The organism is Amycolatopsis sp. NPDC028719, assembly GCF_055565395.1.
The window spans coordinates 784234-797612 of record NZ_JBVHUL010000005.1 but is presented as its reverse complement, the minus strand read 5'-3'; the positions used below and the strand labels follow the sequence as shown (position 1 = coordinate 797612).

At 73.6% G+C, this 13379-nt stretch carries 8 protein-coding genes and 1 pseudogene; 3 read left to right on the top strand and 6 right to left on the bottom strand.

What is annotated here, in order from left to right; all coding sequences use genetic code 11:
* The first annotated feature begins 29 nt into the window (after positions 1-29).
* Entirely contained in the window at positions 30-1667 is a 1638-nt protein-coding gene (locus tag ACZ4TR_RS27010) for an FUSC family protein (RefSeq protein WP_465289551.1), read from the top strand.
* On the opposite strand, the gene ACZ4TR_RS27005 is transcribed toward ACZ4TR_RS27010, so the two are convergent.
* From ACZ4TR_RS27005 to ACZ4TR_RS26985, 5 genes are all read right to left on the bottom strand, one after another.
* A complete protein-coding gene (locus tag ACZ4TR_RS27005) occupies positions 1639-2679 on the bottom strand; it encodes an NADPH:quinone reductase (RefSeq protein ID WP_465289792.1) in 1041 nt (346 codons plus the stop codon). The genes ACZ4TR_RS27010 and ACZ4TR_RS27005 overlap by 29 nt on opposite strands.
* An 83-nt stretch (positions 2680-2762) precedes the next feature.
* A complete protein-coding gene (locus ACZ4TR_RS27000) occupies positions 2763-5405 on the bottom strand; it encodes a LuxR C-terminal-related transcriptional regulator (protein ID WP_465289550.1) in 2643 nt (880 codons plus the stop codon).
* Positions 5402-8101 carry a helix-turn-helix transcriptional regulator gene (locus tag ACZ4TR_RS26995; RefSeq protein WP_465289549.1) on the bottom strand — a complete coding sequence of 900 codons (2700 nt, stop codon included), beginning with the start codon at positions 8099-8101 and terminating at the stop codon, positions 5402-5404. Before ACZ4TR_RS26995 ends, ACZ4TR_RS27000 begins: the two co-directional genes overlap by 4 nt.
* Positions 8102-8415: 314 nt before the next feature.
* A complete protein-coding gene (locus ACZ4TR_RS26990) occupies positions 8416-9396 on the bottom strand; it encodes a zinc-dependent alcohol dehydrogenase family protein (RefSeq protein ID WP_465289548.1) in 981 nt (326 codons plus the stop codon).
* A gap of 193 nt (positions 9397-9589) precedes the next feature.
* Positions 9590-10183, bottom strand: coding sequence for a TetR/AcrR family transcriptional regulator (locus ACZ4TR_RS26985; protein WP_465289547.1), 594 nt, complete (start codon positions 10181-10183; stop codon positions 9590-9592).
* 99 nt (positions 10184-10282) lie between these two features.
* Between ACZ4TR_RS26985 and ACZ4TR_RS26980 the strand changes: the two genes are divergently transcribed.
* Together ACZ4TR_RS26980 and ACZ4TR_RS26975 are read left to right on the top strand one after the other, a co-directional pair.
* Positions 10283-11941 (top strand): helix-turn-helix domain-containing protein, encoded by a 1659-nt coding sequence (locus tag ACZ4TR_RS26980; protein WP_465289546.1) that lies wholly within the window; start codon positions 10283-10285, stop codon positions 11939-11941.
* A 10-nt stretch (positions 11942-11951) separates the two neighbouring features.
* A pseudogene (locus ACZ4TR_RS26975) lies at positions 11952-12327 on the top strand (transposase family protein); the annotation flags it as partial.
* A gap of 129 nt (positions 12328-12456) precedes the next feature.
* On the opposite strand, the gene ACZ4TR_RS26970 reads toward ACZ4TR_RS26975, so the two are convergent.
* Positions 12457-13269, bottom strand: a complete 813-nt coding sequence (locus ACZ4TR_RS26970; RefSeq protein ID WP_465289545.1) for a helix-turn-helix transcriptional regulator — start codon at positions 13267-13269, stop codon at positions 12457-12459.
* Between the last annotated feature and the right edge of the window lie 110 nt (positions 13270-13379).

Below are 13379 nucleotides of genomic sequence, written 5' to 3'. Positions count from 1 at the left end.
GAGGACACCTGCACGCGCGGAGGAGGCCCATGTCCCCGAAGACCACCCGGCGACGTGTGGTCCTGCCGCACTGGTTCACCGGGTCGGTGGCGTTCGCGCGGACCCCGGTGCCCTGGCGGGACGCTGTCCGCTCCGCGCTCACCCTCCCTTCCGTCGCGGGCGTGAGCTACGCGATCGCCGGTCCGGCGGTCGCGCTCTACGCGTCGTTGTCGGCGTTGCTCATCGTGTTGAGCGAGCGCGGGGGAACCACGGGGCAACGCACGCTCAGGTCGGGCTGCGGCCTGGCCGCGGGCACGCTCGCAATGGTTGCCGGTCCGCTCACCAGCGGCACCGGCGCTCGCCCCCTCGCCGCCGTGGTGGCTTTCGGGGTGCTGTCGGGACTGTTGAGCTGCCTGGGCTCGAGTCCGTCGTGGGCCGCCATGCAGTTGCTGGTCCAGATGGCGATCGCCGGTGGGATCCCGGTGGACCTCGGTTTGGGCGGCAAGCTCGCCGCCTACGTCGTCGGCGGTCTTGCCGCGCTCGCCGGGATGTGGCTGCAGAGCGGATTCGAGCGCACCGACCGGCTTTACGCCCTCGCGCTGGCCGGCGCCGTCCGCGCGCTCGCCGGCCAGTCCGGCGCCCCGGACGACCGCGAAGCCGGGCGGACCGCCGATGTCGCGCTCGGCACGGCCGCGGAGCTCGTCCTCACCGCCCGGCCGGTCCGGCCCGGACGCCGGCGGAGACTCGTGGTGTACCGCTCGATCCTGGGCACGACCGCCCTGCTGGCCACGGTCGTGCGCGCGCGAGGCGCTTCGGCTCAGGTCGCGCCCGCGCTGGCCGAGTATGCCGATCGCATCGCCGCACTCCCCCTCCGCGCACCCCGTCTCCCGCCGGTGCCTCCGGCGCTGGGCGAATTGCTGCCCTTGACGTCGCCGGGACCGCCACGGCCGGTCTCGCTGGGGCACCTGATGGCCGGCCGTCTGCGGGACGGGCGCTCCTGGTCGTTCACGGGACGGTTGTCGCTCTGCCTGCTCGTCGCCGAGGTCCTGCGGCAGCTCACCCCGTTCGGGCACGGGTACTGGATCGTCCTGACCGTCGCGCTGTGCCTCAAGCCCGACTTCGCGTCGGTGTTCTCGCGGACGCTGCAACGCGGCGCCGGCACCGTGCTGGGCGTCGTCCTCGGCTGGGTGGCGACGTTTTTCACGGCGGGCTACGGGATGCTGCCTGTCCTGGGGCTGCTGTGCGGGTGGATCCCGTGGGCGGTCCGCCGGAACTACTGGGCGTTCTCGGTGCTCATCACCCCACTGGTGCTGTTGCTGCTGGACTACGGCGGCCCAGTCGGCGTGAACGTCCTGCCGCAACGACTCGTGCACACCGTCACCGGCTGCCTGGCCGTCCTGGTGGTCGGCTATGCCCTGGTGCCCGGCACCTGGTTCCCCCGGTACGCGGGGGAGGCCCGGCGGCTGACCGAGGCAATGGAACGGCTGCCGCACATGGAGTCTCTTGTGGACGCTGCTCTGCAGCGCGCGGCGCTCGCGATCGAACTCGCCGCGCTGCGTGGCCGGGCGCGGCAGGCCGCTGCGGAGCCGAAGCCGCTGCGGGCCAGAGCGGGCGGTTGGGATCGAATCGCCGACGGGCTCGAAGAAAGACTGGCCGAGCTCACCGCCCGGATGGCGACGCGGACCTGACCGGGGCGACGTCGATCAGCACCTTGCCGACGGCGTGGTGCTCGACGGCGTCGTGCGCTTCCGCGGTGGCTTCGAGCGGGAACCTCGTCAGCGGCAGGCCGTGGTCCTCCCCCACACCGAAAGCACCGTCCCGCACCGCGGCGGCCACCGCGGCCACGGCATCGTCCTTGTGCCGCTTCGCCGTGGTGTAGGTGAGGATGAACGCGAGCTGGACATTCTTGACCATGCTCGGAACGGCGGGCACCGCGAGCGCCGGGTCGGGCCCGGGAGTGTAGACGGCGATGGTGCCGCCGGGGGCGAGCATCTCCAGATCGAGCCCGAGATTGGCGGCCGCCGCCACTTCGACGACGAGATCCGGGCCGTCCTCGGTCGCGCGGCGCACTGCGTCCGCGACATCGGTGGCTCGCCGGTTGACGACCTCGTCGGCGCCGGCGCGCGTCGCCAGGGCCGCCTTCGCCGCGCTGCCGACCGTCGCGAGCACCTGGGCGCCGGCCCACTTCGCGAGCTGGATCGCCGCGTTGCCGACTGCCCCGGCACCCCCGGCGACCAGCACGACTTTGCCCGCGAGCGCTCCAGGCCCCAGTTTCGCGGGTCCCCCGGCGGCACAGGTCAGCGCGCGGTGCGCGGTGAGCGCGGGGATGCCAAGGGCGGCGCCGACGTCGAACGAGACGCCGTCGGGCAGCCGGACCACCTGCCGGTGTGGGAGCACGAGGTACTCCTGCGCGGTGCCGTCCGAGCGCAGCCACGCCGCTTCCCAGACCCAGACGCGGTCACCGACGGCGAGGCCGGCGACGTCCGCGCCGACCGCGTCGACGTAGCCGGCGCCGTCCTGGTTGGGGACGTGCGGGCCGGCGATGCCGTCCGGCAGCCCGCGCCCGGACCGGGCGTCGACGTCGGTGGGGTTCACCGCCGACACGGTGACCCGGACGCGTACCTCCCCGGGGCCGACCACGGGCACCTCACGCTCGACGAGCCGCAGCACACTGGCCGGACCGGGTTCGGTGAACACCATCGCACGCACCGGAAGTCCTTTCCTCGCCGGACGGGTGGAGTGCTCGATCTTCGCGCGCCGGAGCAGCCGGGCCATCCGCCGTTCTACTGGTGCTGCCCGGCCTCCCGGTCTTGTGCGGGCAGCACCAGGCGGAGTTCGTCCCGGCGGCTGATGCCGAGCCGCAGGAAGACGTTGCGCAGGTGGCTGCTGACCGTACGCGGGGAAAGCTGCAGCCGGTCGGCGATCTCGTTGTTGCGCAGGCCCTGGACGGCAAGCCCCGCGATGTGCAGCTGCTGGGCCGAAAGGAGCGCCGCAGGTCCCCGCGCTTCGCCGAGGCTCTCCCCGCTCGCCTGCAGCTCGACGCGGGCGGCAAGGGTGAACGGACCGGCGCCGAGCTGGTCGAACACGGTCATCGCCGCGGTCAGCTCCGAGCGCGCCTCGGAAGGGCGCCGCCGGCGCCGCAGCCACGCCCCGTAGTGCAGGCGTGCCAGCGCCCGCTCCACCGGCCACTTTTCCGCGCCGGGACCGGAGATCGCGGCCCGGAACAGCTCCTCCGCCGAATCGTCGTCGCACAGCAGCGCGCCGGCGTGGCTGAAGGCCAGGCTCATCCGCGCGGAAAGCCGGGCTCCGGCCCGGTCCTGGATCCGCGCCAGGACGGGCCGGACTTCCCCGGTCCGCCCCGCGCGGGAGGCGGCGATCGCCAATCCCAGCGGATCCAGCCCACGGGGCGAGAACACCCCGGTCTGTTCCCCCAGCGCGTTCATCTCGAGGAAGTTGCGGGTCGCCGCCTCGTGGTCGCCCCCGGCGAGGGCGGCGAACCCCAGCGCACGCAGCAACCTCAGGTGAGCGTCGTGGTTGGTGCCGAGGTCGAGCAGCGGCCACGCCCCTTCCGCGAGCGAACGCGCGCCCGCGGGGTCGCCGCGGAAGGCGAGCAGCACCGCCCGCAGCGCGACGACCTTGACCCGCAGCAAGGTCAGTTCGTGCGTGTCGGCCAGCTCCGCGGCGCGGTCCAGGACCCGATCGGCCTCCGGCCATCGGCCGGCGGTGATCAGGTCACCCGCCAGCAGCGGCCACTCCTCGGGGAACGTGGGGGTTTCCTGCCCGGCGGCGGGCCCCATCAGCACACCCCACCGGAGTTCGACCGCCGTCTCGGGCGCGGCCGTCCCGTCCGCGAGCTCGGCGAGCGCGAGCCGATCGGCCGCGCCGCTCCCGGCCGCGCCGGCGGCCGAGCCGGGCACCAGGTGCCGGTAGACCGAGGCGCGGGCGGGGTCGAGCCGGGCCGCGGCCGCGGCCGCCTGCACCGCGGGAGCGGCGTGCGCGAGGACGGGCGCCGACGGCGACCCGAGCGGCAGGGTGTCGGCGCGGCGCAGCAGCCGGCCGGCGGTCGCCCGGTGCTCGCGGAGGCCGGACTCGGCGGCCACCATGGTCGCGCAGACCGCCAGTCCGAGCGCGGTCACCCGGTCGGCGGGCGGATGGCTGCGCGCGGCCCCGGCCAGGACCTCCATGGCTTCCCTCTGCAGTCCCTTGCGCGACAGGGCGAAGGCAGCCGGGATCGCGGTCGCGGCGCGCACGGCAACGCACTCGGTCCGTCGCAACGCCAGCCTGGTGACCTCGTCGACCCAATCCCCGTCCCCCGCCCCGGTCGCGGCGAGACCGGCCAGCAGATACGAGCGGGCGGCCTCGTGCCCGCCGGACCACAGCTCGGCGGCCCGGTGCGCGGCGAGCCCGGCCTGCCGCATCGATCGGCCGGCGAGGGCGCGGCCGCTCGCCGCTTCGAGCTCGGCCGCCGTCCGCGGGTCCGGACCCAGCGGGACCATGCCCTGGTGCATGGCCCGCTCGAAGGAGGGCCTGTCGATCGCCGCGGCGAAGTCGGCGTGCACCTGCCTGCGCACGACGGCGGGCGCCGAGTGGTACGCCGCCACCCCGGCGAGGGGATCCGGGAACGTCACGTCCTCGTCCACCGCCACGAGGGAGTCCGACACCGCGGGCGCCCAGAGCTCCGGTCCCGCGCCCGGCCGGCCGAGTGCCCGCAGCAGAACGTCCGGTCCCTCGTCACCCATCCGGGCCGACGCGTAGAGCAGCGCCCGGCCAGTGGCCTCGGGAAGGGCGGCCAGCCGCGCGCCGTACATGGCTCGGATCCGCTGGGTGTCCGGTCCGGCGTCGGTGGCGTAGGCGCGGCCCAGCTCGATCACGGCGCGTGGGTTGCCCCGGGCCCGCCACAGAATCTCGGCGGCCCGGCGGCCGGTCACCGGCGTGGTGAGCCCCCTGAGCAGCTCGGCGGCCTCCGCGGGAGAAAGGGGCGGGAGCCTGGTGTGCTCCGGTGCGCGGTCGTCCGGGCCGACGGCCACCGGGCCATCGGCGGTCAGCAAGAAGACCACCGGCCGGCCGCGCAGCACTTCCGTCATGCCGAGGAGCGTCGTCACGCACGCCGGATCGATCCGGTCCACGTCGTCGACGGTGTAGAGGACCGGCTGGACACGGGCCATCCGGTTCAGCCACCGGGTGGTCGCGGCGGTGCCGGGGTCGCCCACCTGACCGGCGAGCGGCGCCGCCGGTTGTGCCGGCTTCCCGTCGGAAGCCGACGCCTGCATGATCGCGTACCCGGCCGCGCGAGCCCGGGACACGGTCTCGCGCACCAGCCGGGTCTTGCCCATGCCGGGTCCGGCGGTCACGAGCAGCGCCCGGCCGTCCCGCCGACCGGGGACGACCAGGTCGGTGACCAGCCGATCCAGGCGCGCCGGGATCACGGCGCACCCGGGATGACGCCGTGCAGCTGGCGACGGCTGACGACGCCCAGCTTGGGATAGATCTGGTACAGGTGCGAGCCAACCGTGCGCGGAGAGAGCGCCAGCCGATCGGCGATCGCCCGGTTCGTCAGCCCTTCGGCCGCCAGCCTTGCGATGAACTGCTGCTGGGCGGTGAGCAACGCGAAGGCTTGCTCGTCCGGCGCGTCCCCCGATACTCCGGCGGCACGCAACCGCAGTTGGGCGTCCTGGGCGTCGCGCGCGGCGCCCAGGCGGACGAAGACGTCGCGCGCCGCGGACAGCAAGGGGCGCGCGTCGCGGAACCGCCGCCGGGCCCGCAACCAGTCCGCGTAGTCGACCAGCGCGAGGGCGTGCTCGTAGGGCCGTTCCCGGCCCTCCGGCGCGGTGGCCGCCGCCCGCAGCGCGGACTCGGCGTCCCGGTTCCCGTGCCCGGTCACGAGAGCCGCGGCCTGCTGGAACAGCGCGGCCCGCCGAGGTGAGCAGCCGGTCGTGGGTCTCATCTTGGCCAGCACGCGGAACACGGCCTCGTGCCGGTCCGCGCGCGCCGCGGACCGGGCGAACTCGGTGACGGCCCGGTACGACCACGCGAAGTGGAGCGGCTCGCCGCCAGGCTCGAACGTCGCCTCGAAGTGCTCACAGGCGGACACGTGGTCACCTGCCGCCGCGTGGGCCCGAGCCCACGCCTGGTGCACGAGGCAGTCGGTCATCCGCCCACCGGCCCCCTCCGGTTCCGGGCCCGATGCGGCCAGCCGCGCCAGCGCGGCCGACTCCTCGCCGCGGCGGATGAGCAGCGAAAGCGCTTGGGCCCGCACAGCGCGGCCGAGCACGGGAAGGCCGTTCGCCGCCGCCACGGCCTCCGCCTCCTCGGCCAGCTCGCCGGCCTCCCGCCACAACCCGCACTCGACAAGGGCGTCCACCAGCACCACGTAGGCGAACGGATGTGCGGTCACGGCGTTGGTCCCCCGGAGCACCTGCCTGACCCACCTGAGCTGGTTCATCGCCGCCGACGGCCGGTCCCGCAGCCATTCGCCGACGCCGAGCACCAACGGCCGGGCGAGGAAAACGTCGTCGGGGGCTGGTTCGAAGCTCGGGACGCCCGCGCTACCCGGCAGTTCGCCGGGTGGACAGGCGGCCCCGGCGGTTCGGAACACCGCTTCCTCGATTCCCGGAGCGCACAGTACCTCCGCGGAACGAGCGGAACGCAGGTCCGCGGCGGCGACGATCGCCCCCAGCCCGGCCCGGTGCGCCGGGTCGCCGCTGACGAGCACGTCCACTTCCGCGGCGAAGGCCAGTGCGAAAGCGACGTCGCGCGTGGCCAAGCCGCCGTCGAGCAGTGCGCGGATCTTCGCCGACGTGTCCGATCGGGAGTCGTGGAGCGGGCGGTGCGCGGCTTCGACCGCCAGCGCCGCGCCAAGGACGTCCGGATCTTCGGTGGCCGCTTCGACCCGGCTGCTCAGCGAGCGGCACCAGGCGTAGTCACCGGCCAGGGCGGCCTGCCGGGCCGCTAACGCGTACCGGTGGCCGGCTCGCGCGCCGCCGGACTGGGCCGCGCGCTCGAGCGCCGCGGCCGCGGCGGAATGGCCGCCCCTCGCGGCCGCCGCGGCCGCCGTGGTCTCCAGCGCGGCCACCACCTCGTCGTCCGGCCGCTCGGCCGCGAGCGCGAGGTGCCAGGCGCGCCGCTCCGCACCGGGCGGCAAGGCTTCGGCCAGCGCCCGGTGAGCTCGCGACCGGTCACCGGGCTCGGCACCGAAGTAGCAGGTGAGACGTACCGTCGGGTCCGGGAACCCGGCCCGTCCGCCGGTCACCGACAGCAGCCCGGCACGTTCGGCGGGAGCGCAGTCGGCCAGCTCGGCACCGGCGGCCGCCAGCACGGTCGCGAGGTCGTCGGCCCCTTCGGCCGCTGCCGCGCAGAGCAGGACCCGCCGGGTCACCTCGGGCAGCGCGGCAAGGTGCCCGGCGTGGGCCCGGCGCAGACGCGCCGGCACGGTCAGCCGGTCTCCGCCGGCGGCGGCCGCGGCGAGTTCGATCAGGACGAGCGGGTTGCCGCCCGCGTGCCGCACGACCTCGCCGCGCCACCATCCCGCCGGGACAGCGGACTGCCGGTCGAGCAGGATCGCCGCCTCCGATGTCCGGAGGGGGCCGACGTGCCAGGCCGGGACGTCGGCGTCGAGCCGGCTGGGCGGCAACGGCCCGCGGGCCGCGAACAGCAGCAGCACGCGCTCGTCGGCAAGCGCCCGGCTGAGCACGCTGAGCGTGTCCAGCGCGGCCGGGCCCGCCCTGTCCAGGTCGTCGGCGAGAATCGCCAGCGGCCGGTCCCGGGCGATGCGCCGCGCCACGGCCAGGAGCGCGGTGCCCCCGGCGACGGGGTCGGCGGTGCCGGCGACCAGTTCGGCCACCCGGTTCCGCAGTGGCTCGGGCAGCCCTCCCGGTACCGACAGCAGGGGACTCACCAGGCGGCGGACGATGCTGACGGAAGAGGCGGGCGCCGCGGCGCCCGAGCCGGTGACGACCCGGAAACCCTGCCGCCCGGCCAGCTCGGCGGCCACCGTGAGGAGGCGTGTCTTGCCGATCCCGGCGTCACCGAGCAGCAGCAGCTTCGCCGGGCCCCGCACGGCCTGCGAGACGAGCACGGCCAGGCGTTCGCGTTCCGCCGCCCGCCCCACGAGATCCGTGACCATCGCCCACCACCTCCCTTCCGCTCGTCCACCACCCAACCTCAGCGGGATGGCTTCGCACCATGCGGAATACAGGCAGGAGCGCGGTGACCAGTCATCCGACGGAAGGGCGGCGGCCCACGTGGCGGGCCGGCGGCGGGACTGTGCCGCCGCGCGCGAAGTGCTGGTAGGCGGACGGTGGGCCCGAGAACAGGCCCCCTGCCGGGATGATGACGGGGCACCGTCCGGAGTGGATCCGGGACACTCCGTTCACCGCACCTCGGCCACCGGCGAGCCGTACCCCGACCGTCCTTTCCGGACCGGTCGGGGCAACCGGCTCAAGCGACGTCGATGACCACCTTGCCCTCGGCGGTGCGTCCCGCCACGAGGGCGTGGGCGTCGGCGACCGTCTCCAGCGTGAACCGGCGCGGGTCGACCAGGGGCTTCAGCGCGCCGCCGTCGACCAGCGCGGCGGCCGCCCGGAGGATTTCGCCGTGGTGTTCCCGGCCACGGCCGGTCAACATCGGCAGCAGCGTGAACACCCCCGAATAGCTGGCGCCACGGAACGACAGCGGCGCCAGCGCGTGCGTGCCCCAGCCGAGGGAGCTGACCACGTGACCGGTGTAGTAGCGCGCCGCGGCGAAGGAGGCATCGAGCACGGGACCACCGACAGTGTCGTAGACGACGTCGAAGCCTTCGCCGCCGGTGTGCTTTTCGACGTACTCCTCGACCGGCACCGTGTAGTCGATGCCCGTCGCGCCGAGCCTCCCGATCGTGGCGAGCCGGTGCGGGGCGCCGGTCGCGAAGACCTCGGCGCCGCGCGCCCGCGCGATCTGGATGGCGACGTGCCCGACCCCGCCGGCGCCGCCGTGCACGAGCACCTTCTGCCCCGTCTCGACACGGGCCCGGTCGACCAGGCCCTCCCACGCGGTGATGACGACCAGCGGCAGCGCCACGGCTTCACGGAAGCTCAGCGACTTCGGCTTGGTTGCCAGCAGCTTCGCGTCCACCGCGGCGGCCTCGGCGAGCGAACCTTGAAGCGATCCGACCCCACCGGTGAGGCCGTAGACCTCGTCACCGGGCGCGAACCCGGTCACTCCCTCGCCGACAGCGTCGACGACGCCGGCGAGGTCCATGCCGAGGACCGCGGGCAGCGTCCGCTGCGCGTGCGCCGCCTGACCCAGCGCGATCTTCAGGTCGAGCGGGTTGACGCCGCTGGCCCGCACCCGCACGCGCACCTGCCCGGGGCCGGCCTCCGGCGTCTCGATCTCCCGCAGCCGCAACGGAGCACCGAACTCGTCCAACACCACCGCACGCATGATGATCACTCTTCCGTTCTGACGTTCTTCCCGCTTAATCGAACAGATTCGTTCGATTAATTAAGCCCGGCCGTGGTCGACGTCACACCGCCGGTCGCCGGCAACCCGCAGGAACGATCGCCCGCGCAAGCCGCGCTGCCGGATTCGAGCGTGCGGGAACGCCGGTCCCACGCCATCGGTCACATGACTGCGATCAGCGGACCCGGGACACAGGGCTGAGGTGACTGTCGACCAGTTGCCTGGCCGCCACCTTGGCATCGTCGACGACGCTGCGGTCCTGCAGGAGCCGCCCGGAAGCGAGCGCGCCGTCGATCAGCAGGCCGACATGGCGCGCGAGCCCGCGGGGATCCGGCGCGCCGGCTTTCCCGGCGAGTTCGGTGAGCCACGCCTGCCGAAGCCGTGTGTGCTCGATCGTGATGGCGCGCGCCTCGGAGTCCAGGTCCGTCTCCACCGCGGCGCTGATGAACGGGCATCCGAAGAAGCCGTGCCGTTCGTACGCGTCCAGGAGTGCGTCGAAGACGCCGACCAGCTGATCGGCCGGTTGCGGTCCGGCCGCCTCGGCCGCGGCCCGCAGGCGCCCCCGCCACGACACGTCCGTCCGGCGCAGGTACTCCCCCACCAGCTCTTCCTTGGTGCGGAAGTGCACGTAGAGCGTCGACTTGGCCACACCGGACCGCTCGATCACCTGCTCGATGCCGACGCCTCGCAACCCGCGCAGGTAGAACAGCTCGGCCGCGGCGGCGAGGATCCTGTCGACGGTTTTCGTCTTGCGCACCTGCGTCACCACGGCACAGCTCCCCGCCAGTCAGGCTCGAGCGCCAAATCGAACAGAACAGTCTGTACGATATCAGCGCAGCGCCGGAGCGACGGGAAAGGAGAGAGCACCATGACGCAGCCTGTGGAGCTGGGTCGGCTGGTGCGCGGATTCCGCCACGACTCCGGCCTGACGCTCGAAGACCTGGCCCACCATTCCGGGGTGAGCGTCCGGACGATCAGTGACATCGAACGCGGGCGCAGCCGGACTCCGCACGCGCGGACCCTGACGGCACTCGCCGACGCGCTTCGCCTGACCGATGCCGACCGGCAGCGTCTCCTTCGCGCTTCCCCGGGCGACCGGCCGGCACCAGCCCCCCTGTGCGAGCTCCCGCCGGACATCCCGGACTTCACCGGCCGGGCGGTGGAACTGGCCCGAGTGGTCTCCTGGCTGGCCGAATCCCTCGACACCGGAGTTCCGGTGGTGATTTCCGGTGCCGGCGGGCTGGGCAAGACCGCGCTCGCCGTGCACGCCGCCCACCTCCAGTGCGACGGCTTCCCCGACGGCAGGCTGTTCGTCGACCTCGGCGGCACCGGTGCCGAGCCGCTCGACTCCCATCTGGTCCAGTTCCGGTTGCTGCGCGCCCTCGGCGTCGACGTGGACGCCATTCCCGGCGGATACCCGGATCGCGGTCAGCTGCTGCGCCACGTGCTGACCCGGAGGCGCTCGCTGCTGATCCTCGACAACGCCGCCGACGAAGCCCAGGTGCGCGGGCTGCTGCCCGGCCGCGGGGCGACCTCCGTCCTGGTCACCAGCCGCCGGGCGCTGGCCGGCCTCGAACACCCGCGCCGCATCGCGCTGGGACCGATGACCGACGGCGACGGTGAAGACATGCTGCGCGCGGTGATCGAAGCCGGGGGCGCCACGGTCACCGACCCGGACCGGCTGGGGCCGGTGGCGAGGCTGTGCGGCAACCATCCCCTTGCCCTGCGGATCGCGGGGAACCGGGTGTCCAGCCGGCCGGGCTGGAACCTGCGCGAACTCCTGGCGCGCCTGACCGACGAGCAGAGCAGGCTCGACGAGCTGACCGCCGGGGACCTACGGGTCAGGTCCGCGTTCACGACGTCGTACCAGCAGCTCGATCCGGTCGCCCGGTTGGTTTTCCGGAGACTCGCCCTGGTCCCGGACACCGCCGACCCGCAGCTGGCCTCGCTCGTCAGCCGGTTGCCCGTGCGCGACGCCGCCCGCCGGCTCGACGAACTGGTCGAGCTCGGCCTGCTGGTCCCGGCTACCGAACAGCGCGCTGGGTTCCATGACCTGGTCCGTCTCTTCGCTTGGGAACAACTCCGGGCCGACGATGCGGCCACCACGATCGAAGACGCCACCGACCGGCTGATGTCCTGGCTGCTGGAGACGGCTCGCTCCGCCGGCCTCGCCTGCGCCACCGATGGCCACGCAAGGCCGGATCCGGATTTCGCCGATCCGGAGTCCGCGCGCCACTGGCTGGAAGCCGAGTCCGGCAATTGGCCGACCGCGCTCCAGCACGCGGCCCGTCTGGGCGACCACGCTGCTGTCGTCGAGACGGTCGACGCCCTCTGTACCTACTTCGACGAAACCTCGGCCCGGCACGGCTGGGCGGAGGTGTTCGGCCTGGCGGCCGACGCGGCCGGCGCCCTGGGCGACGCCCGCCGGGCCGACCGGTACCGCCGCCACCAGGCCGAACTGTCGGCGCTCGCCCAAGGGATGTCTCGTAACCCCAGTGCCGGGCGTGTGGGACGTTGCGGTACTTGATCATGTCGTGGTGCAGGTGATCACAGCGTCGAAGCCGGAGTGGATCCCCCGTTCACCGGGCTGGAGCCGGGCCAGTTCCGCAAGGTGGTGCGGCTGCTCGCGAAGCGAGGCGGGGACGGGATCGCGGACGGCCGCCCAGACCGGCAGTGGGCCTTGCCGCTGGCAGATCACGTGTTGCTGGTCGCGATCCATTGGCGGACGAACCTGACGATGCGTCAGATCGGGCCGTTGTTCGGGGTCTCGCATTCGCGGTCCACCGGGTGATCGACTCGATCGGTCCGCTGCTGGCACCGGCGCCGGTCCGCAAACGCCGGGTGGATGCGGTCGCGATCGTGGACGGCGCCCTGGTGCCCACGCGGGACCACCGGCTGGCGACACCGTCGAAGGCCGACTTTCCGATTGGGCCTGCGAGCAGTGGCCCGGACACGCCCACTCGCTCCCGGTACAGCTTGACCCTTCGGCCGACGGCTCTGCACAGACTCAGCCGCGCAGCCGGTACAGAACCGTGGTCATGGTCACGCTCGTACTCGGCCCAGAGCACGGAGGGCCTGCTCACCAGCGCTGCCCTCGGCCGCCGTGCCGAGAAGAAGCTGCTGCCCCGGCGCGTCCCGCACATCGAAGGTCTGGAAGGTCAGCTCCAACCTGCCGACCTGCGGGTGCCGGATGGTCTTCACCGTGCGGGCGAGCCCGTGCACGGAGTGATCCCGCCACAGCGCGCGAAACTCCCGAGAAGCCGTACCGACCTCAGCCACCAGCGCCTCGATTCGCGGATGGCCGGGAAACCGGCCGGCGTTGAGCCGCAATGCCTGCACGCTCGAACGAGCCATCATCGCCCAGTCACCGAAGAACTCGCGGGCCACCGGATCCAGGAACAGCATCCGCACGGAATTGTCCTTGTGCCGGAACGGGGAGAACAGCGCGTCGGCGACCGGATTCGTGGCCAGCACGTCGAACACCGGGTCGATCACATAGCCCGAGGCGAAGGGGAACGAATCCAGCAGCCGGCGCAGCGCGGGGTGCACCTGCTCGCCGGACTCGACGACGCCGGGCAGCAGTCGCGCGAGACGGTAGAGGTGCTCGCGGGAATCCGGCTCCAGCCGGAGCGCCTGCGCCAAAGCGCCGAGTACCTGCGGCGACGGATGGCGTTCGCGCCCTTGCTCCAGCCGGGCGTAATAGTCGGCGCTGACCCCGGCGAGCACGGCCACCTCTTCGCGGCGCAGGCCGGTGACCCGGCGGCCGGTTCCGCCGGGCAACCCGGCGTCGGCGGGCCGGACCCGCGCCCGGTGAGCACGCAGGAAGCCGGCGAGGCCGCTATCACCGTCTGTCACGCTGACCAGGATAGTCGCCACCCGCGCCGACCTGCTCCGTCGTCACCCAGCCTGGGTGTGGCACTCCTAGGCATCCGCGCCCTTCTCCGACACCGGTCCTCCCGGCACGC

What these genes read in the sequence shown, in the direction of transcription:
- ACZ4TR_RS26995 (WP_465289549.1), bottom strand. Translation starts at nt 8,101, where the DNA reads ATGGTCACGGATCTCGTGGGGCGGGCGGCGGAACGCGAACGCCTGGCC.
- ACZ4TR_RS27010 (WP_465289551.1), top strand. Translation starts at nt 30, where the DNA reads ATGTCCCCGAAGACCACCCGGCGACGTGTGGTCCTGCCGCACTGGTTC.
- ACZ4TR_RS26990 (WP_465289548.1), bottom strand. Translation starts at nt 9,396, where the DNA reads ATGCGTGCGGTGGTGTTGGACGAGTTCGGTGCTCCGTTGCGGCTGCGG.
- ACZ4TR_RS27005 (WP_465289792.1), bottom strand. Translation starts at nt 2,679, where the DNA reads ATGGTGTTCACCGAACCCGGTCCGGCCAGTGTGCTGCGGCTCGTCGAG.
- ACZ4TR_RS26980 (WP_465289546.1), top strand. Translation starts at nt 10,283, where the DNA reads ATGACGCAGCCTGTGGAGCTGGGTCGGCTGGTGCGCGGATTCCGCCAC.